At 57.2% G+C, this 23,405-nt stretch carries 26 protein-coding genes and 1 pseudogene; 18 read left to right on the top strand and 9 right to left on the bottom strand.

Going from position 1 to position 23,405, the window contains the following annotated elements:
* Positions 1-50 precede the first annotated feature (50 nt).
* From AC1RR7_RS00620 to AC1RR7_RS00610, 3 genes are all read left to right on the top strand, one after another.
* Positions 51-557 carry a sigma-70 family RNA polymerase sigma factor gene (locus AC1RR7_RS00620; protein ID WP_493155693.1) on the top strand — a complete coding sequence of 169 codons (507 nt, stop codon included), beginning with the start codon at positions 51-53 and terminating at the stop codon, positions 555-557.
* A complete protein-coding gene (locus AC1RR7_RS00615; protein ID WP_102622343.1) occupies positions 557-1,516 on the top strand; it encodes a FecR domain-containing protein in 960 nt (319 codons plus the stop codon). Before AC1RR7_RS00620 ends, AC1RR7_RS00615 begins: the two co-directional genes overlap by 1 nt.
* A gap of 99 nt (positions 1,517-1,615) precedes the next feature.
* Positions 1,616-4,045, top strand: a complete 2,430-nt coding sequence (locus tag AC1RR7_RS00610; RefSeq protein ID WP_493155691.1) for a TonB-dependent siderophore receptor — start codon at positions 1,616-1,618, stop codon at positions 4,043-4,045.
* A 70-nt stretch (positions 4,046-4,115) separates the two neighbouring features.
* Here AC1RR7_RS00610 and AC1RR7_RS00605 read toward each other — a convergent pair whose 3' ends face one another.
* The gene (locus tag AC1RR7_RS00605; protein ID WP_493155689.1) at positions 4,116-5,687 is read right to left on the bottom strand and encodes a sensor domain-containing diguanylate cyclase; all 1,572 of its coding nucleotides are present in this window, start codon (positions 5,685-5,687) and stop codon (positions 4,116-4,118) included.
* 213 nt (positions 5,688-5,900) lie between these two features.
* Here AC1RR7_RS00605 and AC1RR7_RS00600 point away from each other — a divergent pair.
* Together AC1RR7_RS00600 and AC1RR7_RS00595 are read left to right on the top strand one after the other, a co-directional pair.
* Positions 5,901-6,053: pseudogene (locus tag AC1RR7_RS00600) on the top strand (PAAR domain-containing protein); the annotation flags it as partial.
* A gap of 17 nt (positions 6,054-6,070) precedes the next feature.
* The gene (locus AC1RR7_RS00595) at positions 6,071-6,361 is read left to right on the top strand and encodes a hypothetical protein (RefSeq protein ID WP_102622341.1); all 291 of its coding nucleotides are present in this window, start codon (positions 6,071-6,073) and stop codon (positions 6,359-6,361) included.
* A 123-nt stretch (positions 6,362-6,484) separates the two neighbouring features.
* On the opposite strand, the gene AC1RR7_RS00590 is transcribed toward AC1RR7_RS00595, so the two are convergent.
* Together AC1RR7_RS00590 and AC1RR7_RS00585 are read right to left on the bottom strand one after the other, a co-directional pair.
* Entirely contained in the window at positions 6,485-6,946 is a 462-nt protein-coding gene (locus tag AC1RR7_RS00590; protein WP_493155687.1) for a hypothetical protein, read from the bottom strand.
* A gap of 152 nt (positions 6,947-7,098) precedes the next feature.
* Positions 7,099-7,764: a ribonuclease T2 gene (locus tag AC1RR7_RS00585; protein ID WP_096822029.1), complete on the bottom strand. Its 666-nt coding sequence runs from the start codon at positions 7,762-7,764 to the stop codon at positions 7,099-7,101.
* A 169-nt stretch (positions 7,765-7,933) separates the two neighbouring features.
* Here AC1RR7_RS00585 and AC1RR7_RS00580 point away from each other — a divergent pair, with 169 nt between their 5' ends.
* Entirely contained in the window at positions 7,934-8,416 is a 483-nt protein-coding gene (locus AC1RR7_RS00580) for a hypothetical protein (RefSeq protein WP_096822030.1), read from the top strand.
* 6 nt (positions 8,417-8,422) lie between these two features.
* On the opposite strand, the gene AC1RR7_RS00575 is transcribed toward AC1RR7_RS00580, so the two are convergent.
* Entirely contained in the window at positions 8,423-9,277 is an 855-nt protein-coding gene (locus AC1RR7_RS00575; RefSeq protein WP_192558537.1) for a LysR substrate-binding domain-containing protein, read from the bottom strand.
* A gap of 101 nt (positions 9,278-9,378) precedes the next feature.
* Here AC1RR7_RS00575 and AC1RR7_RS00570 point away from each other — a divergent pair, with 101 nt between their 5' ends.
* The 7 genes from AC1RR7_RS00570 (at position 9,379) to pseH (ending at position 15,621) form a co-directional block, all read left to right on the top strand.
* Positions 9,379-10,026 (top strand): NAD(P)H-dependent oxidoreductase, encoded by a 648-nt coding sequence (locus AC1RR7_RS00570; RefSeq protein ID WP_273539191.1) that lies wholly within the window; start codon positions 9,379-9,381, stop codon positions 10,024-10,026.
* 84 nt (positions 10,027-10,110) lie between these two features.
* A complete protein-coding gene (locus AC1RR7_RS00565) occupies positions 10,111-11,814 on the top strand; it encodes a copper resistance system multicopper oxidase (protein ID WP_493155685.1) in 1,704 nt (567 codons plus the stop codon).
* Between the two features lie 11 nt (positions 11,815-11,825).
* Positions 11,826-12,683: a copper resistance protein B gene (locus tag AC1RR7_RS00560; RefSeq protein WP_493155683.1), complete on the top strand. Its 858-nt coding sequence runs from the start codon at positions 11,826-11,828 to the stop codon at positions 12,681-12,683.
* 54 nt (positions 12,684-12,737) lie between these two features.
* Positions 12,738-13,112 (top strand): copper homeostasis periplasmic binding protein CopC, encoded by a 375-nt coding sequence (gene copC, locus AC1RR7_RS00555; protein ID WP_102622334.1) that lies wholly within the window; start codon positions 12,738-12,740, stop codon positions 13,110-13,112.
* 3 nt (positions 13,113-13,115) lie between these two features.
* Positions 13,116-13,979 (top strand): copper homeostasis membrane protein CopD, encoded by an 864-nt coding sequence (copD, locus tag AC1RR7_RS00550; RefSeq protein WP_493155681.1) that lies wholly within the window; start codon positions 13,116-13,118, stop codon positions 13,977-13,979.
* 59 nt (positions 13,980-14,038) lie between these two features.
* On the top strand, positions 14,039-14,824 hold the full coding sequence (locus AC1RR7_RS00545) for a transporter substrate-binding domain-containing protein (RefSeq protein ID WP_173861401.1): 786 nt from the start codon (positions 14,039-14,041) through the stop codon (positions 14,822-14,824).
* Positions 14,825-15,069: 245 nt separating this feature from the next.
* Positions 15,070-15,621, top strand: a complete 552-nt coding sequence (gene pseH, locus AC1RR7_RS00540; RefSeq protein ID WP_493155679.1) for a UDP-4-amino-4,6-dideoxy-N-acetyl-beta-L-altrosamine N-acetyltransferase — start codon at positions 15,070-15,072, stop codon at positions 15,619-15,621.
* Between the two features lie 42 nt (positions 15,622-15,663).
* Here the strand turns inward: pseH and AC1RR7_RS00535 are convergent, their stop codons facing one another.
* Positions 15,664-15,879, bottom strand: coding sequence for a hypothetical protein (locus tag AC1RR7_RS00535; RefSeq protein ID WP_096822039.1), 216 nt, complete (start codon positions 15,877-15,879; stop codon positions 15,664-15,666).
* Between the two features lie 268 nt (positions 15,880-16,147).
* Between AC1RR7_RS00535 and AC1RR7_RS00530 the strand changes: the two genes are divergently transcribed.
* Positions 16,148-16,813, top strand: a complete 666-nt coding sequence (locus AC1RR7_RS00530) for a TIGR02466 family protein (RefSeq protein WP_273540045.1) — start codon at positions 16,148-16,150, stop codon at positions 16,811-16,813.
* A gap of 106 nt (positions 16,814-16,919) precedes the next feature.
* On the opposite strand, the gene AC1RR7_RS00525 is transcribed toward AC1RR7_RS00530, so the two are convergent.
* On the bottom strand, positions 16,920-17,618 hold the full coding sequence (locus AC1RR7_RS00525; protein WP_493155677.1) for a hypothetical protein: 699 nt from the start codon (positions 17,616-17,618) through the stop codon (positions 16,920-16,922).
* Between the two features lie 267 nt (positions 17,619-17,885).
* Positions 17,886-19,304, bottom strand: coding sequence for a hypothetical protein (locus tag AC1RR7_RS00520; protein ID WP_273536830.1), 1,419 nt, complete (start codon positions 19,302-19,304; stop codon positions 17,886-17,888).
* Positions 19,305-19,676: 372 nt separating this feature from the next.
* On the opposite strand from AC1RR7_RS00520, the gene AC1RR7_RS00515 reads away from it, so the two are divergent.
* From AC1RR7_RS00515 to AC1RR7_RS00505, 3 genes are all read left to right on the top strand, one after another.
* Positions 19,677-20,039, top strand: coding sequence for a DUF7079 family protein (locus AC1RR7_RS00515; protein WP_493155675.1), 363 nt, complete (start codon positions 19,677-19,679; stop codon positions 20,037-20,039).
* Between the two features lie 38 nt (positions 20,040-20,077).
* Positions 20,078-20,488, top strand: coding sequence for a DUF7079 family protein (locus tag AC1RR7_RS00510; protein ID WP_493155674.1), 411 nt, complete (start codon positions 20,078-20,080; stop codon positions 20,486-20,488).
* Positions 20,489-20,642: 154 nt separating this feature from the next.
* Complete coding sequence (locus AC1RR7_RS00505) at positions 20,643-21,185, top strand: hypothetical protein (protein WP_493155672.1); 543 nt, start codon at positions 20,643-20,645, stop codon at positions 21,183-21,185.
* A 307-nt stretch (positions 21,186-21,492) separates the two neighbouring features.
* Here the strand turns inward: AC1RR7_RS00505 and AC1RR7_RS00500 are convergent, their stop codons facing one another.
* Both AC1RR7_RS00500 and AC1RR7_RS00495 read right to left on the bottom strand, forming a co-directional pair.
* Positions 21,493-21,813, bottom strand: coding sequence for a hypothetical protein (locus AC1RR7_RS00500; protein ID WP_493155671.1), 321 nt, complete (start codon positions 21,811-21,813; stop codon positions 21,493-21,495).
* Positions 21,814-22,013: 200 nt separating this feature from the next.
* Entirely contained in the window at positions 22,014-22,805 is a 792-nt protein-coding gene (locus tag AC1RR7_RS00495; protein WP_493155669.1) for a hypothetical protein, read from the bottom strand.
* Between the two features lie 390 nt (positions 22,806-23,195).
* On the opposite strand from AC1RR7_RS00495, the gene AC1RR7_RS00490 reads away from it, so the two are divergent.
* Positions 23,196-23,405: hypothetical protein (locus tag AC1RR7_RS00490; protein ID WP_493155668.1), on the top strand; the 210-nt coding region annotated here is incomplete at its 3' end.

Below are 23,405 nucleotides of genomic sequence, written 5' to 3'. Positions count from 1 at the left end.
CTCTACATTGCAACCAGGCAACGGACGCCCGAAACGAGTATCTGCCCTTCATGTCGTCCCTCGATCAGCCCTTGAATCAGCAAGTCCAGACGCTCTACAGCGAACACCACGGGTGGCTGCAGGGCTGGTTGCAGCGCAAGCTGGGCAATCGCTGCGATGCGGCCGACCTGGCGCACGATACGTTCCTGCGCCTGCTCACCCGCCAGGTGATCAAACCGCTGGGCAGCGAACCCCGGGCGCTGTTGACGCACATTGCCAAAGGTCTGGTGATCGACCGCTGGCGCCGTCAGGACATCGAGCGCGCCTACCTGGAAACCATCGCCAGCCTCCCCGCCGCCGAGGTGCCGTCGCCGGAGACCCGCTATCTGATTCTCGAAACCCTGTGGCGCATCGAAGCGTTGCTGCGCGAGTTGCCGGCGCAGACCCGCGACACTTTCCTGCTGTCGCAGATCGAAGGCCTGACCTACGCACAGATCGCCACGCGCCTGAGTGTTTCGCTGATTACCGTCAAACGCCACATGCGCGCCGCGTTCATTGCCTGCCTGAGTGTCGCCTGATGAGTTCGTCGATGATCAATCCGCAGATTCTCGGTGAAGCCGCCGACTGGCTGGTGCAATTGCATTCGGGCAGCGCCTCGCCGTCGGATCATCAGGCCATCGCCCAATGGCGCAGCCGCAGCGCCGAACACGCCCAGGCCTGGCTGCGGGCCGAAGCGCTGCTGGGGGATTTACGCAGTGTGCCGGCCAATGTGGCGATCCAGACCTTGCAACGGGCTTCGCGCAAAGAAGGCCTCAGCCGTCGTCAGACGCTCACCCGCCTCGGCCTGCTGTTGATGGCGGGACCACTGGGCATCGCCTCGCAACATGTGCCCTGGCAGCAATGGACCGCCGATCAGCGCACCGCCGTCGGCGAGCAAAAAACGCTGCAACTGCCGGACGGCACTCAGTTGCTGCTCAACACCGACAGCGCCGTGAACATCGCTTTCAGCCCGGTCGAGCGCCGGGTCTTGCTGCTCAACGGCGAGGTGCTGATCAACACCGCCAGCGATGCCGCCGCCCGCCCGTTCATGGTCGAAACCCCACAAGGCGTGGCCCGTGCGTTCGGCACGCGGTTCTGCGTGCGCACCGAGGGGTCGCGCAGCCTGGTGTCGGTGCTGGAGGGGCAAGTACAAATCACCCCGGAACTGCTCAAGCAAAACGCAATGCTCAAGGCCGGCGAGCGCCAGCGCTTCAAACTGAACGGCTTCGACAGCGCCGAAACCTTCGACACCGCGAGCCTGGCCTGGGACAAAGGCATGCTGCTGGCCAGCAACATGCGCCTGGACGAATTGCTCGGCGAACTGAGCCGCTATCGTCGGGGCGTCTTGCGCTGTCATCCGGACGTCGCGGCGATGCGCGTGTCCGGGGCATTTTCCCTGCGCGACACCGACGCCAGCCTGCGTCTACTCAGCGACACCCTGCCGCTGAACATCAACAGCCTGACCCGCTATTGGCTGTCGGTGGAGCCCCGTGTCTGAAGCCGGTGAAATTAATTTCGATGTTCACTGATACCTTTTCGCGTCTCGTTCGGTGAGTGGATAGACCTTTCAATTCCACGCGCTCGACAGGATCGCCGAATGACCGCATTGCCCACGTCCCGCCCCGCCACTTTCCCGCTCAAGGCCCTGAACCTGAGCCTTGCCCTGGCCTTCGGCGCGCTGCTGCCGACCCTCGGCCACGCCGCCGACAGCACCCGCGAAAGCACCAGCCAAAGTGTCAACATCGGCCCCGGCCTGCTCAGCCATGTGCTGGCGCAATTTGCGGTCAGCGTCGGCGTGCCGTTGTCGTTCGATCCGGCGCAACTGGGCAATCGCCAGAGCCCCGGCCTGCAAGGCAGTTACACCGCGCAGAGCGGTTTTGCCCGCTTGCTGGAAGGCAGCGGTTTCGAGCTGATCAGCACTGGTCACAACGGTTACACGGTGGCGCCGAAAGTCGCGGCGGACGGCGCACTGGAACTGGGCGCCACCAATGTCAGTGCCTTGCGCGACGACAGCGGCGACACCTACGGCGGCGAACAGGTCGCCCGCCGCGCGCAGGTCGGCATGCTCGGCAACCAGGAAGTCAACGACCTGCCGTTCAGCGTCACCAGTTACACCGCCAAGACCATGGCCGATCAACAGGCGCAAACCGTCGGCGATGTGCTGCTCAACGATGCCTCGGTGCGCCAGTCCAACGGCTTCGGCAACTTCTCGCAGATGTTCATGATCCGCGGTCTGCCGCTGGCCTCCGATGACATTTCCTATAACGGCCTCTACGGCGTGCTGCCAAGGCAGATCATCGCCGTCGAAGCGCTGGATCGGGTGGAACTGTTCAAGGGCCCGAACGCGTTCGTCAACGGCGTGACTCCGAGCGGCAGCGGCATTGGGGGCGGGATCAACCTGCAACCCAAACGCGCCATGGACACGCCAACACGCAGCGTCACCCTCGACTACAGCGCTGACGGTCGGGTCGGCGGGCATCTGGATCTGGGCCAGCGCTTCGGCGAAGACAACCGCTTCGGCGCGCGGGTCAACCTGATGCAGCGCGAAGGTGACACCGCCGTCGATGACGAAGACCAGCGCTCGTCGCTGTTCAGCGTCGGCCTGGACTATCGCGGTGAACGCCTGCGGGTCTCGACCGACTTCGGTTATCAGAAGCAGGTGATCAATCAGGGGCGCTCGGTGATCTATGTCGATTCGAGCCTGACAAAAGCCCCCAAGGTGCCGGACGCCAACGCCAGCTACGCCCAGCGCTGGAGCTATTCGCAACTCGAAGACACCTTCGGCATGGCCCGCGCCGAATATGACCTCAACGACAACTGGACCGCCTATGTGTCCGGTGGTGCCAAACACACCCGGGAAAACGGGGTGTACTCGTCGCTGACCGTCACCGACCTCAACGGCAACGCCCGTGGCGGCATGCTCTATTCGCCCCACGACGAAGACAACCAAAGCGCCATGGCCGGGCTCAACGGTCGCTTCGACACCGGTCCCGTTACCCATCAGTTGAACCTCGGTTGGGCCGGCATCTGGGGCGAGCAGCGCTCGGCCTACGAAACCATCGGCAGCGCCGCACGCTACAGCACCAACCTGTACAACGTCACCGACAAGCCGCGCCCGCCCGCCACCTCGTTTGCCAGCGACATCAACGACCCGCGCATCACCGGCAAGAACACCCTGCGCAGCGAGGCGATTTCCGACACTCTCGGCTTCGTCGATGACCGCATCCTGCTGACCCTCGGCGTGCGCCGCCAGACACTGAAAGTCGACGGCTGGAGCACCGTCACCGGGGCACGCACGTCAAGTTATGACGAATCGATCACCACCCCGGTCTACGGCCTGGTGATCAAGCCGTGGGAACACGTGTCGTTCTACGCCAACCGCATCGAAGGCCTGGCCAAGGGCCCGACGCCGCCGACCACCGCGATCAACCGCGACGAAACCTTCGCCCCGGTGCGCAGCAAACAGGTCGAGGCCGGCGTGCGCCTGGACATGGGCAGCTACGGCGCCAGCCTCGGCGTCTACCGCATCGAACAGCCGTCGAGTTACACCCAGGACGGGATCTTCCGGGTCGACGGCCAGCAGACCAACAAAGGCGTGGAACTCAACGTCTATGGCGAACCGCTCGACGGCCTGCGCCTGCTCAGCGGCGCGACCTTGATGAAGACGGAACTCGAAGGCAGCGCCAACGGCGTGAATGACGGCAACCGCGCCGTCGGGGTGCCGCGCTTTCAATTCAACCTCGGTGCCGACTGGGACATTCCGGGGCTCGAAGGCGCCGCCCTCAGCGCCCGCATGTTGCGCACCGGCGGTCAGTACCTGAACGCGGCCAATACGCAGAGCATTCCAGCGTGGACCCGCTTCGACCTCGGCTCGCGCTACGCCTTCAAACTGGACGAAAAACAGATCACCCTGCGAGCCAATCTGGAAAACGTCGCCAACGAAGCCTACTGGGCCTCGGCCAACGGCGGCTACCTGACCCAGGGCACGCCTCGCACGCTGAAAGTCTCGGCGACCGTGGACTTCTGAGTCACGGCACTTCATCCGCCGCCCCAACGAAAAAGAGCAGGCCGTGGCCTGCTCTTTTTTATGTTGGCGATCAGCGGTCCGAACGCATCAACTCACCAATGCCGCAGTCCATCGACAACACCGCAGCGCGATTGCGACCAGCGTTCTTGGCTTGATACAGCGCCGCATCGGCACGCTGGATGAACAATTCCGGGCTGTCGTTGCCGAGCGGAATGAACGAATAGCAGCCCAGGCTCACGGTGAGATAACCGGTGGGCGAGCCGCTGTGGGTAATGTGTTTGTCCATGACGCTGCGGCGGATCTGCCCGGCAATCGCCAGCGCGCCGTTGATGTCGGTGTCCGGCAACAGCACCGCAAACTCTTCGCCGCCGTAGCGCACCGCCAGATCGGATTTGCGCTGGCAGCAGTTCTTCACCACCAGAGCGACCTGGGTCAGGCAATGATCGCCGGCCACATGGCCGTAGGCATCGTTGTAGCGCTTGAAGAAATCGATATCGAGCATGATCAGGCTGATCGGACTCGACTGCCGGGCGCCCCGGGCGAATTCAATCTCCAGCGATTGCTCGAACAGGCGCCGGTTGGCCAGCCCGGTCAGGCTGTCGTGGGTGGCAATCAGCTCCAGCGCCCGCTGGGCCTTGAGCAGGTTTTTCTCGATCCGCTCGCCGTCACGCACCTGATGGATGAACACCCAGCCAAACAGCCCAACCCCAAGCATCACCAGCGCCACGATGACGCTGGACTGGAAGGCGCGGTCATGCCAGCCCTTGAGAATCGTGTCCCGCGAGGAAGAGGCAGACACCACCAGCGGATAACTTTCGAGCTGCCGATAACCGTAAAGTCGTGTGACCCCATCGACCACAGAATCGATCATCGCCGTACCGGCGGAGGCGTTCGGCAACAGCGTCTGATAGATCTCGCCCTTGGCCAGCGAGGTACCGATCAACGCATCGTCGAACGGCCGGCGCGCAAGCAAAGTGCCGTCGGTCAGTCCGAGGAACATGGTGCCGTTGTCATCCAGGCTGAAGCTTTTGAAGAACCGGTCGAAGTACGACATCTTGATGCCGGCCAGCAACACGCCCTGGAAATTTCCGGCGCGGTCGTTGACCCGTTTGGAGATCGGGATGATCCAATCACCGTTTTCACGGCTGCGGATCGCCGGGCCGATGTGCGCCACGGCCGACACGTTCTGTTGGTGAAACTTGAAGTACTCGCGATCCGCCACGCCGTTGCCTCGCGGCAGATCAGGGAATGAGGTGATCACCCACTGCCCTTCGCGATCGAACAGGAACATGCCGTGCAACTGCTCCAGTTGCTGCACCCGGCGCGCGAAGGTTCTCTGCAAACGCGGCTTCTGCGCCGCACCATAGCCGTCTTCCTGAATCCAGTCGACCAGGCTGGTCATCACCAGATCAGCGGCCAGAAAGGTGTCTTCGGCCTGCTGCGCCATCGCCCGGGTCAGGTTGGCCGAAGACATCTGCGCATTCGCCAGATCCTGCCGGCGCGACTGCTCGATCTGCAAATACAGCAGACCGGACAGGCACAGACACACCGCAACGATGAACAGCACCGCCGCCTTTCGCAGCGGCAAACGCTTGAGTGTGCCGCCGGGGGCCTGATGCGGATCGTGAATGGGGATAGGCAAAAGCGTGTCCTGGGCAGGTACGACAGGGGCAAAGGCCCGAAACCCTTGTTTTTTGTGAGCGTAGCCCACCGGATAGTGCGGGGCAACCAAGTGCCACCGAGACAATCCCGACCCCGTTGATATCGGCGCGCAGCGGAAATGGATGACCTGCGATGTAATTTATTTTTCTTTGATACAGTTCTCCCCCACAAACGTGATGACAGGAGTCAAATGATGGCAAAGCCTGCCGCCCGTCTTACCGATCCCAGCAAATGCCCACTCCCCGGACACGGGACCAATGCGATAGCGACTGGCTCTCCGGACGTATTTTTCGATGGCTTGGCGGCTGCACGCCAGGGTGATACCTGTTCCAGTGGCATTGCACTGCTACGGCCACCGGCCTCATGAGATTACTGATCGTCCTCGCACTAGCAGCATTGACCTCAGCACTCTTTTTTGTGGGTTACTACAAAAAATTGGAAGATGCGTATCCAGAGAAAGTTTTTTTCATCAAAAAGCACCCGACGCTCAAGTTGAGATTCGTGAACATCTTCGCGTACGAGTCAGACGATAAAAAACTGTCCGAACTCAATGATGAAGAGAGAACTCAAGTCATGGACTACTGCTGGTATCGACTTGGTATCTCTACTCAGTTAGCCAGCCAGCAAGAGCTTGAAGAATGTAAACGTCGTTGAAACAGGGAAGGCCTGTCTGTGTTAATGCAGAGGCTCGCCGGCGACCGGCCTGGGCTATGTACGAAAACTGCCTGATCGACACTCGGCGATTTTTCGTACAGCCGCTGGCTAGCAGGAGGTGAGTCAGTTCACCAGTGACGGTTGGGTAGCAACCGAGACGGTGAAGGCCACGACAAACAGCACCACGAGCACCCAGAACATCACCACAAGTATCTGCATGACGACCTTCAGGCGTTTATAAAGCCAGCGCAACCAATGGCCTTCGGGTTTAGCTTCCGAGCGAGTTCTGAGTACGCCGTTCAAATAAAAGCCGAGAAGGGCCAACAGTGCACCATCAATGAACAGCGCAGGCAGGCCGGCTGAGGGAAAAATGCTTCCCCACCGATAAAATGACGACCGGCTCAGAAACACCACATAACACGTGAGGCTGCCGTAGGGGATGGCTCTCCACCATTTGCCGGTCAGCGCTCCGGCCATCAGGCACATCATCACCATGAGCGGGTTGAGGAGAATATGGATCATCCAATCCAGTACGTTGGGGAAGTAGCCTGGGGAATTGATGCTGCGCCAGATATATTCAAACATTGTTCAGTTTCTTGCCTTCTATGGAGTCAGTGGTGCTTCCGTGCCGCTGTACGGTATCGGCGTATCTTCGGATGACATAAGCCCTGTCGTGTAAACATAAAAAAACAGGCGCCTGAAAAGGCGCCTGTTTTTGTGGTCGGTTACCGCTCAGGTCAGCGCGACGGCGGAACCCGGATATCCCCTGCCCGGCACTGGGTTTTCACGCCCTTGCCGCAGGCGCCGAATTGCAGGTCCTTGCCCATGCACACCCGTACTTCCGAGAGTTCCGGGCCGCTGCAGATCACGGCAATGCCGTCTGCCGGGATGCCCGGATTGCTCTTGCGGAACAGGTCGGCGATTTCTTGCGCTTCGAAGTAATAAGAGTTGCTGAACGGTTGCAGCTCTTGCGGGATTGTCACCGCCGCCACGGCTTTATCCGCTTCGTCGAAATAGCCCATTGCACCGAGACCGCTGCAGGTACCGTGCTTGCTCCATTCGTGATCGAGGAGTTTCTTCGTCGGGAACAGCGTCAAGCCCTTGGCGGTTTCGGCGGCCGACAGGTTGGTCAGCGGCGGGCAGGATTCCGGCCAGCCGCCCTTGGCGTATTGCGGCCACAGGCCATGCAGGACAAAACCGTAGCCCTTGCCGGTGCACTGAGGATCGTCCTTGTGAGTCAGACAGAACGTCGGCGACCAGGACAGCGTCAGCAGGTAGTAATCGAACACCCCCGCCACTGATTCCGTGGGTGCCTTGTTGGCATGCGACTGACGCGCCGAACTCAGGCCGATGCTACCGACCGTCAGCGCAATCAGCGCCATAATTGTAAAAAGCTTTTTCATCTTCCCGTTCCTTGGGACGCTGGCGTCCATGGTTTTTGTGATCTGACCGTCAAGTGGTCAGGGGCTGATTGAGTCATGCCAGTGTTGCAAGCGCATGACGCAAGGCAAAGCTGTACTACGTTGAAAGGTCTACGATTAATAAGCAGACACCAAAAACAGGGATCCCGAAATGAGTAAAGCAGACGAACTCGCCGCGAAGCTCAAGCAAACCCGGCACACCCACGCGGACGACATCACCTGCGCCGAACTGGAAATCGATTGCTGGCCGGCGGTGGTCTACGACCTGTATCACCGCATCGAGGGCTGGTTACAACCGGTCACCGAGGTGGGACTGAAGATTCGGCGAAATCCTACCCATGTTTGCGAAAGTTCGCCGGAAGGCGAGACGCACGACTACGCCATCGACCAATTGATCATCGAGGCCAACCATCACAGCCTGACCTTTGATCCCATCGCGCGTTTCACCGAGGACGGTGCCGGTCGCGTGCAGATCGTCCTGCCGGGCCGGGACACTTCCCTGCTGCGGACCGTCGACGAACACGGCGAGAGTCATTGGTGGTTGCAGACGATCGAGACCGGGCAACAGCTGGATGCGATTGCCCTGACGGAAAACAACCTGCTGCTGGTGGTTCAGGAAGGTCTCGGGTTGTAGGACGCTTCACTCCCGTCGCGCCGAGCAATAGTCGACGATCACCCGGGAAACCGCTTCGATCATCTGTGGATCGGCATGACTCGCCGTGAACAGGCGAAACTCCGCGTCCGGCAGCGTCGGCAAACCCAGCTCCACACCGAGCGCCGCCAGGCCCTGCCCCAACTGGCTGGCGGCCATCGGCGCCACCGCGAACCCGGCCAACGCCGCGGCACGCAAGCCAGCGGTGCTGGTGCAGAGCATCGCGGTGCGCTGGGCAATGCCGGCCTGGGCCAGGCGGGTCAACGCGGCTTCGCGATACGGACAGGGTTCGGGGAACAGCGCCAGCGGCAACGGCGTCGGCAATTGGGCGACCGGTTGCGCCGACCACGCCCACACCAGCGGTTCCTGCCACAGCAACAACCCCGGCTCTCGGGTCTCGCACAGCGACCCGATGACCAACTCCAGATTGCCCTGCTTCATCTGGTTCAACAACGTACCGGGAATGTTGACCTGCACATCGATCTCCATGCCCGGATGCTGCGCCGCGCAGTCCTGCAGTGCCCTCAGCAACCGTGGCTCGACAAAATCCTCCGACACGCCAATCCGCACCCGTCCCTGAAACGGCGTGCGCGTGAGCTGTGCCCAGGCGTCACGATTCAGCGCCAGAATCGTGCGCGCATAGGCGATCAAGCGCTCGCCATCCGCCGTCAATTGCTGGGAGCGGGTCGTGCGTTTGAGCAACGGTTTGCCGATCTGCTCTTCCAGCCGTCGCAGATGACCGCTGACCGCCGATTGGGTCAGGTGCAGTTTTTCGGCGGCACGGCTGAAGCCGTCCTCGTCGACAACGGTGACAAAGGTCTTCAACAACAGGGCGTCGAACATAGTTGAATACGTGATCAATGGCCGATTTATTTACGATTTATAGTGAGAAGCCAGCTATGTTGCAATACCTCGCCTTCCCTACCCGAATGTCGAGGCTCACCGTGACCACCCTCCTGCACATCGAATGCTCTCCCCGCAAACAGCGCTCCGCGTCCATTGAAGTGGCGCACCGTTTCATTGAGCGCTATCGGCAAAATGATCCGCAGACCCAGGTTCGCACGCTCGATTTATGGAGCCTGCACCTGCCGGAGTTCGACGAGGACGCGATGAACGCCAAATACGCAGGCCTGAGTGGAACGCCGCTGACGCCGTCGCAACAATCGGCCTGGCAGACCCTCGAAGACCTCGCCGCCCACCTACGCGGGGCCGATGTGCTGGTGTTCTCGGTGCCGCTGTGGAATTTCAGCATTCCCTACAAGCTCAAGCACTTCATCGACCTGGTGTCGCAGAAAGACATCCTCTTCAGCTTCGATCCGGAGCGCGGGTTGCGAGGTTTGCTGCAAGGCAAGAAAGCCGTCGTGGCCTATGCGCGGGGGATGGATTTTTCCGCGCAGTCGATCACGCCGGCCGAGCGTTTCGATTTTCAGAAACCGTACATGGAAGCGTGGCTGGAGTTTATCGGCGTGAGCGATGTGCACACGTTGATTGTCGAGAAAACGATCTTCGGTGAAGAGGTCGATCGCGATTCGCGGTTCGCCGCATCGCAACAGGCACGAGACCTGGCGGACAACCTCGCCCGCCGAACCTGACACAACTGTAATCCGCGCCTCAGCCAACTGAAAGCCGGCGCTGGTTAGCCTCCCCGTCATTGGTCAAACGGGGACTTCCAGCGCATGCCTTCCACCACCTCAAGACGCACCTTTGTCAAAGGCCTGGCCGCCGGCGGTCTGCTCGGCGGCCTCGGTCTGTGGCGTACGCCGGTCTGGGCGTTGAACAGCCCCGGCCAGGTAAATGAGCTCAGCGGTACAGACTTCGAACTGTTCATCGGCGAAACCCCGGTCAACTTCACCGGCCAGCCGCGCACCGCGATGACCATCAACGGCGGCGTGCCCGGCCCGCTGCTGCGCTGGCGCGAAGGCGACACCGTGACCCTGCGGGTGCGCAACCGGCTCAAGGCCGACACCTCGATCCATTGGCACGGCATTCTGCTGCCGGCCAACATGGACGGCGTGCCGGGTTTGAGTTTTCACGGCATCGAACCGGGTGGCGTGTACGTCTATCAATTCACGGTGCGCCAGCACGGCACCTACTGGTATCACAGCCATTCCGGGTTGCAGGAGCAGGCCGGCGTCTATGGGCCGCTGGTGATCGACGCCCGGGAGCCGGAGCCGTTCCACTACGACCGCGAGCATGTGGTGATGCTCAGCGACTGGACCGACGAAGAGCCGGCCAGCCTGATGAAGACCCTGAAAAAGCAGTCCGACTACTACAACTTCCACAAACGCACCGTCGGCGATTTCATCCATGACGTCGGCGAAAAAGGCTGGGGCGCCACCGTCGCTGATCGCACGATGTGGGCGCAGATGAAGATGAATCCCACCGACATCGCCGATGTCAGCGGCGCCACGTACACCTTCCTGATGAACGGCCACGCACCGGATTCCAACTGGACGGGGCTGTTCCGGCCCGGTGAAAAGCTGCGTCTGCGGCTGATCAACGGTTCGGCCATGACTTACTTCGACGTGCGTATTCCCGGCTTGAAAATGACCGTGGTCGCCGCCGATGGCCTGCACGTCAAACCGGTGACCGTCGATGAGTTGCGCATCGCCGTGGCGGAAACCTATGACGTGATCGTCGAGCCTGCCGCCGACGCCTACACCCTGTTCGCCCAGGCCATGGACCGCACCGGCTACGCCCGAGGCACCCTCGCCGCCCGCGCCGGGTTGTCGGCCCCGGTGCCGGCGCTGGACCCGCGCCCGCTGGTGACCATGGACGACATGGGCATGGGCGGCATGGATCATGGTTCGATGGACATGAGCGGCATGGACCACGCCAGCATGAACATGGGCCCGATGCAGTCGCACCCCGACAGCGAAAAGGACAATCCATTGGTGGACATGCAAGCCATGACCACCGCCCCGAAACTCGACGACCCCGGCCTCGGCCTGCGCAACAACGGGCGCCGCGTGCTGACCTACGCCGACCTGCGCAGCACCTTCGAAGACCCCGACGGCCGCGACCCGAGCCGCACCATCGAACTGCACCTCACCGGCCACATGGAGAAATTCGCCTGGTCGTTCAACGGCATCAAGTTCTCCGACGCCGAGCCCCTGCGTTTGAAGTACGGCGAGCGCATCCGCCTGGTGCTGGTCAACGACACGATGATGACTCACCCCATTCACCTGCACGGCATGTGGAGCGATCTGGAAGACGAAAACGGCGACTTCCAGGTGCGCAAACACACCATCGACATGCCCCCCGGCACGCGCCGCAGCTATCGCGTGACCGCTGATGCGCTGGGCCGCTGGGCCTTTCACTGTCATCTGCTTTATCACATGGAAATGGGCATGTTCCGTGAAGTGCGGGTGGAAGAATGAGGACGCCGACCATGACTCGATTTGCCGTGTTTTCGTTGTCACTCCTGTCGATGGCCTCGGCGTTTGCCGCCAACGACATGCAGGGCATGGACCACAGCCAGATGGGCGATATGCAAAGCATGGACGACGGCATGATGCAGCCCGCCGCGCCAACTGAAAGCCGCACGCCGATCCCGAAGCTGACCGACGCCGACCGCGCCGCCGTGTTCACCAGTCACGGTGGCCACCAGGTGCACGACAGCGCGATCAACACTTACTTCCTCGCCGACAAACTCGAATGGCAGAACGGCGACGACGCCAGCACCCTGGCCTGGGATTTGTCTGGCTGGATCGGCGGCGACATCGATCGTCTGTGGCTGCGTTCCGAGGGTGAACGCAGCAACGGCAAGACCGAAGACGCGGAGATCCAGGCGCTGTGGGGCCACGCGATTTCGCCGTGGTGGGACGTGGTCAGCGGCGTGCGCCAGGACTTCAAACCCGGCGCCCCGCAAACCTGGGCCGCGTTCGGTCTGCAAGGCATGGCGCTGTACAACTTCGAAGCCGAAGCCACGGCATTCATCGGCGAAAACGGCCAGAGCGCCGTACGGCTGGAGGGCGACTACGACATCCTGCTGACCAATCGCCTGATCCTGCAGCCGACCGCCGAACTCAACGTCTATGGCAAAAACGACCCGCAACGCGGCCTCGGCTCCGGTCTCTCGAACACCGAAGCCGGGTTGCGCTTGCGCTATGAAATCCGCCGCGAATTCGCGCCATACATCGGCGTGACCTGGAACCGCACCTACGGCAACACCGCCGATTACGCACGGGAAGAAGGCGAGGATCGCAGCGAAGCGCGACTCGTCCTCGGCGTACGGCTGTGGTTCTGAATCCGTTTCATCCACCCCTGAAAACCACCGCCGAAGAGCGGTAAGAGGCCTCGCATGCGCATGATCAAAACAACCTTCATCCTCGCCACCGGATTGCTCTTGAGCTCCCTGGCTCAGGCCCACCCGAAACTGCTGTCGTCGACCCCGGCCGAAGGCGCGGACGGCGCACCACCGGAGAAAATCGAACTGCGCTTCTCGGAGAACCTGATGACCCAGTTCTCCGGCGCCAAACTGGTGATGACCGAAATGCCCGGCATGGCCCACTCGCCGATGCCGATGAAGGCCAAAGTCAGCGCCGGCAGCGATCCGAAAACCATGCTTGTCACCCCGCTCTCGCCTTTGCCGGCCGGCACCTACAAGGTCGAATGGCGCGCGGTGTCGTCGGACACTCACCCGATCACCGGCAACGTCACGTTCAAAGTGAAGTGACCGATGGCCGACCTGATCAACATCCTCCTGCGGATGGCGTTGTACGTGGATTTGCTGCTGTTGTTCGGGGTGGCGTTGTTTGGGTTGTACAACGTTGACGCGATGCTGCGGTGTCGGCCGATGCTGCGCGGGATGGCGTTGATCGGGGCATTGCTGTCGGTCGCCGGACTGGTGCTGATGACCCGCGCCATGAGCGGCGAAACGGAATTCGCGGCGCTGTGGCCGCATCTGCAAATGATGCTGTTTGAAACCGATGTCGGGCTGGCGTGGGCGGTGCGGATGATTGCGCTGATCGTCGTGATGATCTGGCCGGGTGTGTGGCTGGCGTCGATAGCCGGCGCACTCGCCCTCGCCTCTCTGGCCTGGAGCGGGCACGGCGCGATGGATAACGCCTGGCATCTGCTCAGCGACATCCTGCACCTGCTCGCGGCGGGTGCGTGGATGGGCGCCATGCTGGCGTTGATCTTGATGTCGCGGCTCGACGCTCTGTTCAGCGAAACACGTATTCGTTCGCTGGCCGAGGCCGTCAAACGTTTCGAAGGCGTGGGCGCGGCGATTGTGCTCATCCTTTCCGTGAGCGGCGTACTGAATTACCTGTTCATCGTCGGCCCGACACTGGACGATGTCTTGCTCCGCACCTACGGGATGCTGCTGGCGATCAAGGTTGTGCTGTTTGCCGGCATGCTGGTTTTAGCAGCGCTGAACCGCTTTCACCTCGGCCCGTTGCTGGAAAAATCGTTGCGCGACGGCCAGCATCAAGTGGCGGCCAATGCCCTACGGCGCAGTGTTGCGGTGGAGCTCGGGATTGCGCTGTTGATCGTGGCGCTGGTGGCGTGGCTGGGGACGCTCGGGCCGGACGCGGGATGACACCCGGCAAACCCTTTCACTACACTGGCCCGCACTCCCACTGCACAAGCCCGATCTCCATGACAATTCGAAAAAACACGACGATCCTCTGCGGTTTGCTGGCGCTGGCCAGCACCGCCCATGCGCAAGAGCCAGTCTCACACCTGGACACCATCCAGCAACAAGGCCAGTTGCGCGTCTGCACCACCGGCGACTACAAACCCTACACCTTCAAGCGCGCAGACGGCGGTTTCGAAGGCATCGACATCGCCATGGCGCAATCCTTGGCCGACAGTCTCGGCGTGAAGATCGAATGGGTGCAGACCACGTGGAAAACCCTGATGCCGGACATGCAGGCCGGCAAGTGCGACATCGGCATGGGCGGCATTTCGGTAACGCTGGAGCGGCAGAAAAAGGCCTACTTCAGCAACACCCTCGACGTCGACGGCAAGATCCCGCTGGTACGTTGCGCCGACCAGTCCAAGTACCAGACCATCGACCAGATCAACCAGCCAAATGTGCGCCTGGTCGAACCCGCCGGCGGCACCAACGAAGCCTTCGTCCACGCCTTCCTGCCCAAGGCGCAACTGGCCTTGCACGACAACGTGACGATCTTCGAACAACTGCTCGACAACAAGGCTGATGTGATGATCACCGACGCCTCCGAAGCGCGGTATCAACAGAAACAGAAACCCGGTCTCTGCGCGGTCAACCCGGAGCAATTCATGCAGTACGGGGAAAAGGCCTATTTGCTGCCACGTGATGACATGAGCTGGAAGCTGTATGTCGATCAGTGGCTGCACCTGAGCAAGGTGACCGGGAAGTATCAGAAGGTCATTGGCGAGTGGCTGGCAGGGCCGCAGTGAGTCTTTCAGGACGAAATACGTAAAACGAAAAAGGGCGCCTCCATAGGCGCCCTTTTTTATGAGCAAAACACTGACGCCGTTCAATAACGCCTTGAAACATTTGGTGTTTATTTCGCGATTGCTCTGGAAAAAACGATACCCCCAAATCCCACCCCTCCCGCGCGCCTGCCCGGGAACACAACCTGAAACATCAACGATCGACCCCGCGGGTTCAGCTCAGGCGCCCGCGCGACAAGGAAAGCACCATGCAGTTTGTCCCCCTCACCGAGGCCAACCCCGCCATCCAGGCCCACGTCCGCACCCTTCGAAACCAGGAAGACGTGCGCAAGTACATGTACACCTCCCATGAAATCAGCGACCAGGAACATGCGAACTGGTTGACGTCCCTCAAAGGCAATTCGCGCCAGCAAGTGTTTGTCGTGCTCAAGGAAGAGCGCGCGGTTGGCGTTGTTTCACTCAATGCAATCAACACCGTACAGAAGACGGCTGATTGGGCGTTTTACCTCGACGTTCAACTACAAGGCAAAGGCCTGGGCAGCGTGGTCGAGTTCTGGATGCTGGATTACGCATTTGCCGAAGCGGGGCTGGAAAAGCTCAATTGCGAAGTGCTGGCGAGCAATCCGGCGGTGGTGAAAATGCATCAGAAGTTCGGATTTGAGCTGGAGGGCGTCAGACGGCAGAACATCCTCAAGGACGGCGAGCGTATTGATGTGGTGCTGCTGGGGATTACCAAGGCTGAGTGGCTGGCCAAGCGACCGGCATTGCAGAAAGTCGTCGAGCGCATCGGCGCGATCTAGGCCATACGAAAAAGGGCGCCCGCGATGGGCGCCCTTTTCTATTCAATCGTCATGCAACATGCCGGAGCTGTACTGGTTGAGACTGGCACCAATACCGGTGCCGCCGAACTTCAGCGTATTGGCGCTGGCGCGCCCTTCCGGCGACTGGCAATCCGAAGAAAAACAACTGGTAGTGGTCAACCCACCGGAGCCCGAACAGGCACTCAATACCGAGACAGCTGCAGCGATCAACAGCACTTTGACGACATTGGCACGCATGGTGGGGCTCCCCTGGGATCAAACGCGAAATAGCACGACCTTATGCCTGCATCGTAGGCGCTTGTGGGAGCTGGGAAGATGAAACTTTCTTGATCGACAGCGCGGGTTCAGGTTTGGGCAACCGCAGGCGAGGACTTCTCTTTCAATCACCCGCAGCCTCAAAGATGGTCTGTTGTACTTACCACGAAATTTTTAACAAAGGTTTACATCGGTTATTCATTTCGCTCGGTATAGTTTTTTGCAACTAGCGAGACTTGGATAAGACTCAATGCAGTCGAATAAAACACTAATAGATCCTGAACTGATAAAGATTCGACGGCTGTTCGCAACACCCCTGGCGAGTATCCAATACCCGGATGCAGAAAGACTCAATGCTGAACTGAAAGTTATAATCACCCGCCGTATGGCGGAAGATCGCCGCGGCGCACATCGGAGTAATGAAGGTGGCTGGCAGTCTGCAAACGACTTCCCTGAATGGGGTGGCGAAGCCTGCGATGCATTGGTGAAATTCGCCACCGACTTTGCCATTCAACTGACAGCGGTTCATAGCGACCAATATGGATTAACCGAACCCAGCTTCGAGTGGAAACTCAACGCGTGGGCAAACGTTAACGAGGCTGGCCACAGCAACTCCCTCCATGGGCACCCCGGTGCTTTTTGGTCAGGGGTTTACTGGGTCGACGCCGGCGGCCGCGAGGACGGTGCAGCGGTGGGCGGCGACCTGGAATTCGTAGACCCTCGGGGCATGGTCGCATCGACCTACAATCCTGCGCTGCGAATGAGAGTCGAAGATTGCCTGACTGCCGGCTTCAGTTGCAGGTGCGCCGCCAAAAGTGGAACCTTCATCATGTTTCCATCCTGGTTGATGCATTCCGTACAACGTTTTGAAGGAACGAGACCGCGAATTTCCATAGCCTTTAACTTCGGGGCTTAGGAAATTACGGCTAACTTTAATCACTACCTGGTTTCGTCGATTTATTGAAATGGCCGCTTTGACTTTTGGCTAAAGCGGCCACTAACAGATCATCAACGCCTGATCATTACTCGTTCAGATCCTTGACCAGATAATTGCCGACAATCTGCGACACACCGGTCAACGCCTCACGGACCAGCTCCGGCTCGGTGCGATAACGCAGCGGCTCGTAACCATACGTGTTGGCACCGTTGAACGCGGTAATCGGCTCATTGCGCTGCCAGATCAACTCCTCGCCGCGCTTCAACGAACCGTTCACCACAATCGTCGGGTACACCACACTGCTGAAACCCTGAGTCAGCGCAAAGCCCCAATTGACCACAGTCAACTTGATCTCTGCATCGGCCGGTTCATTCTCGGCAACCACCTTGAAACGGCCGGTCGCCGCCAGTTGATCTTCGAAACCTTTCTTGACCAACTTGCCCAAGTCGATATCAGCACTCGCCATGTTGTACTGAATCGCCTCGACCGTGGACATCGACGCCAGATCCCCAGCCTTCAACCCCGCCGCAAACCCGGCCCCACTGAGCGCCGCCGTACCCAGCTTCCCGGCACCCGACGCCATCCCTACACCCGCGCCGACGCCGGCACCCAACGCAGCACCCCAGGCCTGTTCACGGCCCATGTAGGTCATTTCCTTGTTGCTCCACGTCACCGGGAGAATCTTCACCGTGTGGATTTGAGTGCGGTATTCGGGTTTGAACTTCTGATTGGCACAGCCTGCGAGAAACAGGACGGCGAACATCACGACAACTAGTTTTTTCATGGACAACTCAAAACGCGGAATGGAATGCGTAAGTTGTCGTCCATGGTGGGGAAATCTGAAGAAACACTGCCCTTCCGTGGCACGGGCCACGGAAGGGTTTTCCGTTACACCTTGATTTCGACGTTATCCAACGCCTGATTCACAGCCAGCCCGGAACAGAATGGGGACTGATTTATTTACTATCTAGAAATCCGATAAAAATAAATCTGTCCCCTTTTGCCCTGTTCTGATCCGCACCTTGGAGACCATCAAAACCTCGGTGGGGCGTTATCTGAGACACAGGCCGAACGAGGGCACATTGCCACAACTGCACTTAGGATTATCTGCACTCAGTGGAATGAGTTTATTACCGTGTGTGTTACACCTAGGCGCGCAATGGCATAGGGCCCGGTCGTTTGTATCGTGAAGTTCCCAGCCTTGATTTGTCGCCTCAGTTTCTGCCAAGTGTGAAGGAACGTTTTCATAGCAGCCAGGGTAGGTGGAGCGAACCATTCGGCTATATCGCGGTGCCGCAGGCGTGGAATGCCTGGTAATTGCCCCTCCATGGTGAGGGGCAGCCATGCCAGTTAGCCCCTTAAGATAGTGAGCGGGGATGGAGGGGAAATCTGAGTCTCCGGTCAGTAATACTTTTTCAGGGCGGCTCTCAAGCTTTGCCGCTAGCGCCAACGACTCATTGTTCCTGAGATACGCAGAGTTCGCTTTCCCGTTTTTTGGAGGGCCGCATCGGATAATTGTGTAGTTGGTGAAAGATAACTTCGAATGTTTTGCAGGCCAAAATGTTAGAGCGCACGTCCCATCTGGAAGGAAAGTACGACTCAGCGTCAAGAGGAAATGAATGTGGCTCGGACCAAGCTTGTGGCGATGAAATCGTGGCCGGCGCATTAGCCATGGCCGTTTTAGGGCGTCTTCCTTGTATTTGGGGACTGAATGCCAATGGCCGTTCTGATGATCAAACCGGGCCCTACCGGAAAGTTGCGCAAACCCCCAGTGGTCCCAGTCAAGATGAGACAAAACTACCGGCTGTGGGCCGTTTCTTTGCAAGGATTCATCAATAGGCGAAAACGGACCTGGCAACCGCAACGACTTTTTGTTGAATGACAGCGGCCAACCAAAATCGAAGAACATTAAGGGGTGTTCATATTGGTCTACCAGAGCGCAAAAGCTCGCTTGGCCCACGTCATAAACCGCAACGCCTACAGCGTCGTGCGCGCAGTCGAAAGGGATCAGAGTCGGAGCTGTGGCATCCGCCACCGTGGGAAATTCCGCTATCGCTGCAAGCGCGCTCAGATTTCTCTTTGCAACAGAAGTCGATCGCACCCGAACCCAAAATATAGTTTCTGCTTGTTCTTCATCGCCTTCGAACGTGATCGATGAGGCTTGGAAACTTTCCTCGTCGCCATGCGGGTCAGTGCTAATCGACAATTCGATCCAACCTGAATTTTCCACAAGGTCGTTCGCTCGCTTCACCTCAAGCTTCGCAGTCAGCATGAACACCGGGAAGTACCTATCCAGATCTTCGAAAGCCCTATCAACGTTGAGCGTTCTGAGGGCAACAGCTGAAGACTTTGGGATAGCGTCGATCACAACGGTGGCGAAATCGGTCTGGGTATCGCCATCGTTGACGACTGTTTCGAACGAGGCGTAGTAATCAACCCAGCGTGGTTCGAGAGGGGCTCTGCTTTCCATGCTGCTTTCTAATCCATGAGTAATAAGTGGTACGGCTTGGTGGCTTCTTGGCGCAAGGGAGCAATGATAACGTGCAGTGAGGGCAATGTGCTATTGCGGTGCGCAGCCTTAATTTCCCCTTTCCTCGGCTGATGTCCGAGAGTTCAGCATGACTCGTGATGACGCAGGCAGGAATAACTGGAGAAAAATAAATCTGTCCCCTTTCGCTGTCCGGGAGCCGCCGGCGGCTTCCTTGCGGGGTGTGAGCTCAATTTGCGGCCCAGCGGCACCAGCGTGCGCTGTAGCCGTAGTTTTATTAGGCAGCATGGCAGGTGGCATTGCTGGAAGCGTAGTTGCAGATACTTTTGACGAAGAATTAGAGGAGCTTTCCCATTGGGAAGTATTTTAACTCCGGAAGATAAAGCCAAGATCCAGATAGCATTGGCTGAAGCCTTCGTTGACAACGAAGTCGACTATGCATACATCGCGGAGCGAATTAAATCCTATGATCTGAAAATTGTTGAAGACATACTGTATTCAGAAGTGGCTCCTGTGTGCTTTGGCAATCTTGAGACGCCAGCACCTCCCATCTGGACAGGGTTCAAAGATGAGTGGTTGTTAGACAAGATTGAAAAAGAACTGCAAGCTCGTGAAAAAAACAGGGCGCGTCGAGCTTTTGACAAACTGAAGGTTCTTTGGCTTCGACGTAGTTATAGCTATATCTGGAAAGAAATCTTAAAAAACATTAACAATTAAGATAAATCCTGCAACCAACAAGACACACATTGAAACCTATGAATTCAAACACCTCATTGAAAGAATTTTTTTTTAAATCTGATACCTTTATGACAAAACAGCAGAGAGCGGATATACGCTGGGCGCTATCAGATGCATTCGTTGATAACGACGTCGACTATACTGCAATTGCAAGGCGGACAAGAGAATTCGATCGAGATGAAATAAAACGCATCCTTTTTGAAGAGGTGGCACCTATTTGCCACTCCAACCTTGAGAGCACACTTCCAACTACATGGCTTTGCTTCAACAGGGAGGAGCTGGAAGACGACATTGAAAAAAAAATGCTGAAGTCGAAAAAGAGCACCTGGCTTAAAATCAAAACCAATGATTTACTAGTGATGTGGTTGAAGAATAGATACAGGTACATCTGGATAAAATTAGAAGAGCAGTATCAAGACCAAAGGTGAGCATTCTAAAAAATAAACCCTTCACCTTTTTTCTGCAACTTTCTTTCCGCACACCAAAATTAAGAAAAGAACCTGACCGGAAAAGTTGATAAGAGATACAGCGCTGACAACGAGGCGATACCAATTTGATAACTTTAAAGGACTAAAACTAGAGATGACAACGAAACAAAAATTTCTGATGCTCGCGCTATTCGCGCTCGGCTTTTTCCTGCTCCTTTATGGCACACCGAAACTCTTGAGTACCGAATATGCACCAGTAGGTTTTTTCAGCACGGTTGTGAGAATTTCCATCATATTCATAACCTTACTTGAAATCGTACTGGAGCGATTTATCAAAGGTATGTGGCTGATTGCATTGGGAGTTCTCTATCCAATCTTCTACCCACAGTATCTGGATTTAGTTCTGTACCCCATGCACATTCCCGAGGATATTGGAAAGCAAATTGAACTGCTTAATCAGGTAATCTTGCTGGGCTGCTCTGGAGCTGGAGGAAGCATAATTGCGAATTATGCCGATACAAATACTCGTGAATACCGCGCGAGAAATGACGCTCACCCACAAATGATAGACAACACCCAAAAAATCGAAGAGCTGATTAACCACTCAAAGGCTATGAACAAAAAATTCAACCTTTTGATTTTTGCTTGTTTAGCATGGACATTTTCTATCACTACAGCCGTATTTTTCATCAAGTAATCAGGCTTTTGCCAAAATCCAGTTATTCTTGTATGGCTATAAGTATCACGAGCAATCTAGCCACCATAGCTAGTTCCATCGAGAATATTGTTCCGCCTTGGTACATGTTGCCTCAATTAAGCGCCCGCGCGCAGATCCCGAGCCATTCCCTCGTCACCGACTGCCCCCGTATGGATAGTTAATCGTACGACTAATAAATAATGAGCAAAAAATAGCAAAAAAATAGGGACCAAAAAAATAGGGACAGATTTATTTATTACCTATAAATAAAAACAGATAAATCCGCCCTCTTTTTGCACCACCCAACTTAACCATGATATGTCAAATCAGAACTTCTATAGCGCTGAAGTAGCGTTTCCAGGAATGCAGTCACGGTCGAATCGTCCTGCAAAAACGCTTTCACTTTTTTGATTTCGTCTTTTCCCAGATCCGCTATGTCTTCATCAAGCGTGCCCGCCCAATCCGAAAGTATGTCCTGCCACTGTACATCTTCCTCTTCCGATATCTCGAAGTTCTCTTTCAGCCACGCATAGGCTTCAAATTCACCGCCAAAACCTTCCGTCCCCCAAACGCGATCCATTTCAGCAAGAATTGATTCAATTAACTGCAATCTGGTTAGATGTGCCATGGTTTGATTCACCTTTTCGATCCAGAAAAAATGGGGACGGATTTATTTACTACCTAAAAATCCAAAAAAATAAATCTGTCCCCTTTCAGTTCTGCAGCCCCCCCCTTTAACTTTATAGCGTTAAAACAAATAACCCCGCCTCCTCTTCCTTCACTCCTGAAGACTGGCAAAAGACAAATTCGTACATTTTTTCAACGGACCTAGGGGTAATGTGATGTATTGCGGTTAGGGGTGTTGCAACCATTGCAGAGAGGACGAAGATTAATAATGTGATTCATACAGGCAATAGCGAGCTCTTGAAGCATATTGCGGTGAAAAAAAAGAGAGTAATAAATCTCACCTTGGGTATTCAAGGTGTACTTGTCCGCCCTAGCAGTAGAGACAGATGCTACTCCACCCACTGCGGCCATATGGATGGCTTGAAAATGCGCGCCTTTTGGGCCTTGGACCGTACCACGGGTGAGGCCCAATGCACGAAAGACTTTACAGATAGCTTCGTACGGATTACCTCCAATGGGGCGTTGGTGGTCAATTGAAATGTTGTCGAGCGTATGCACTAACCCACAGTCGTAGCAGGGTACGGTGTCTGGCAACGGCGCTGGAGGGCCGGCGGGTGCACCAGCGTGGTCTACATAGACAAGGGCGCGCGGCGCAACATTGTAGAAGCCTCGCCACGTCGCATTGGTGAGCACACCTCGATGCGCTTGATCATCGTAAGAGTTTTGATTAATAAAGTTGACGAAGGCTAGTAGTTGCGCCTGCGTGATGCTTACCGCCGGGTTTACGGCACTCCAATTGGTGCCAGACATCGGCCGGGTCTGCAACACCATGTCAGTACTGTTCGCTGCAATGCTGACTCGATTCAGCCATTGAGACGTTTGAGGTGAATTTTCTGTGACATGCCGCCCGCTGACAATGGTGGCGCGCGCGAAGAGGCGAACATTATGGTTATTATTTGCGGTCCAGTTATATGCACTGCTTATGTCGGGCATTTCTGCAATCCTTGTGCTTACAACGCCGAAAAAAACACGCAGAAAAGTAACTATAGACGAAAAAACAGGACAGATTTATTTATTAGAAATCACTAGAAAATAGGGACTTGTTTATTTACCACATAGAAATCAAAAAATAAATCTGTCCATCTTTGTTCATAGAGGCCCTGTTACCCGAAAAAGGCAGCAGGGCCGGCTATACAAGGAAACGTAGCGTGAACCTCAGAGTCGAGCCCACCCTTGCGCTATCGCCCTAACCGCTTTCACTACTCAAATCAGTTATGCCGATCTCCAGTGGTCAGGGTTGCCTTTGCTGGTATCCCGCACACGTCCCACTAAGGGACTGTGCCCCAAGCTTTTAGCTGCTTTGATGGCAGCCTCCTGCGTTCCGTGACGAATTCCATCAACGCTCAGTCCACCGGCATGCTCAAGCACATAGTGATCGATTGCCGCGCCGTCTGGCCTGCCCTTCGGGCGCGGTTCCACATATACGTTAGCCATATTTATAGTCCGTTATCTGCCATCATTGGCATCATTGGCATCATTGGCATCATTGGCATCATTGGCATCATTGGCATCATTGGCATCATTGGCATCATT

The sequence above is a fragment of the Pseudomonas sp. GW821-FHT11G12 genome (genome assembly GCF_058808055.1).
This window is presented reverse-complemented; position numbering and strand designations above follow the sequence as displayed.

Bases quoted from the DNA above. Each gene is read 5' to 3' on its own strand.
- AC1RR7_RS00620 (WP_493155693.1), top strand. From the start codon at position 51: ATGTCGTCCCTCGATCAGCCCTTGAATCAGCAAGTCCAGACGCTCTAC.
- AC1RR7_RS00615 (WP_102622343.1), top strand. From the start codon at position 557: ATGAGTTCGTCGATGATCAATCCGCAGATTCTCGGTGAAGCCGCCGAC.
- AC1RR7_RS00610 (WP_493155691.1), top strand. From the start codon at position 1,616: ATGACCGCATTGCCCACGTCCCGCCCCGCCACTTTCCCGCTCAAGGCC.
- AC1RR7_RS00595 (WP_102622341.1), top strand. From the start codon at position 6,071: ATGAGATTACTGATCGTCCTCGCACTAGCAGCATTGACCTCAGCACTC.
- AC1RR7_RS00590 (WP_493155687.1), bottom strand. From the start codon at position 6,946: ATGTTTGAATATATCTGGCGCAGCATCAATTCCCCAGGCTACTTCCCC.
- AC1RR7_RS00585 (WP_096822029.1), bottom strand. From the start codon at position 7,764: ATGAAAAAGCTTTTTACAATTATGGCGCTGATTGCGCTGACGGTCGGT.
- AC1RR7_RS00580 (WP_096822030.1), top strand. From the start codon at position 7,934: ATGAGTAAAGCAGACGAACTCGCCGCGAAGCTCAAGCAAACCCGGCAC.
- AC1RR7_RS00575 (WP_192558537.1), bottom strand. From the start codon at position 9,277: ATGTTCGACGCCCTGTTGTTGAAGACCTTTGTCACCGTTGTCGACGAG.
- AC1RR7_RS00565 (WP_493155685.1), top strand. From the start codon at position 10,111: ATGCCTTCCACCACCTCAAGACGCACCTTTGTCAAAGGCCTGGCCGCC.
- AC1RR7_RS00560 (WP_493155683.1), top strand. From the start codon at position 11,826: ATGACTCGATTTGCCGTGTTTTCGTTGTCACTCCTGTCGATGGCCTCG.
- copC (WP_102622334.1), top strand. From the start codon at position 12,738: ATGCGCATGATCAAAACAACCTTCATCCTCGCCACCGGATTGCTCTTG.
- copD (WP_493155681.1), top strand. From the start codon at position 13,116: ATGGCCGACCTGATCAACATCCTCCTGCGGATGGCGTTGTACGTGGAT.
- AC1RR7_RS00545 (WP_173861401.1), top strand. From the start codon at position 14,039: ATGACAATTCGAAAAAACACGACGATCCTCTGCGGTTTGCTGGCGCTG.
- pseH (WP_493155679.1), top strand. From the start codon at position 15,070: ATGCAGTTTGTCCCCCTCACCGAGGCCAACCCCGCCATCCAGGCCCAC.
- AC1RR7_RS00535 (WP_096822039.1), bottom strand. From the start codon at position 15,879: ATGCGTGCCAATGTCGTCAAAGTGCTGTTGATCGCTGCAGCTGTCTCG.
- AC1RR7_RS00530 (WP_273540045.1), top strand. From the start codon at position 16,148: ATGCAGTCGAATAAAACACTAATAGATCCTGAACTGATAAAGATTCGA.
- AC1RR7_RS00525 (WP_493155677.1), bottom strand. From the start codon at position 17,618: ATGAAAAAACTAGTTGTCGTGATGTTCGCCGTCCTGTTTCTCGCAGGC.
- AC1RR7_RS00520 (WP_273536830.1), bottom strand. From the start codon at position 19,304: ATGGAAAGCAGAGCCCCTCTCGAACCACGCTGGGTTGATTACTACGCC.
- AC1RR7_RS00510 (WP_493155674.1), top strand. From the start codon at position 20,078: ATGAATTCAAACACCTCATTGAAAGAATTTTTTTTTAAATCTGATACC.
- AC1RR7_RS00505 (WP_493155672.1), top strand. From the start codon at position 20,643: ATGACAACGAAACAAAAATTTCTGATGCTCGCGCTATTCGCGCTCGGC.
- AC1RR7_RS00500 (WP_493155671.1), bottom strand. From the start codon at position 21,813: ATGGCACATCTAACCAGATTGCAGTTAATTGAATCAATTCTTGCTGAA.
- AC1RR7_RS00495 (WP_493155669.1), bottom strand. From the start codon at position 22,805: ATGCCCGACATAAGCAGTGCATATAACTGGACCGCAAATAATAACCAT.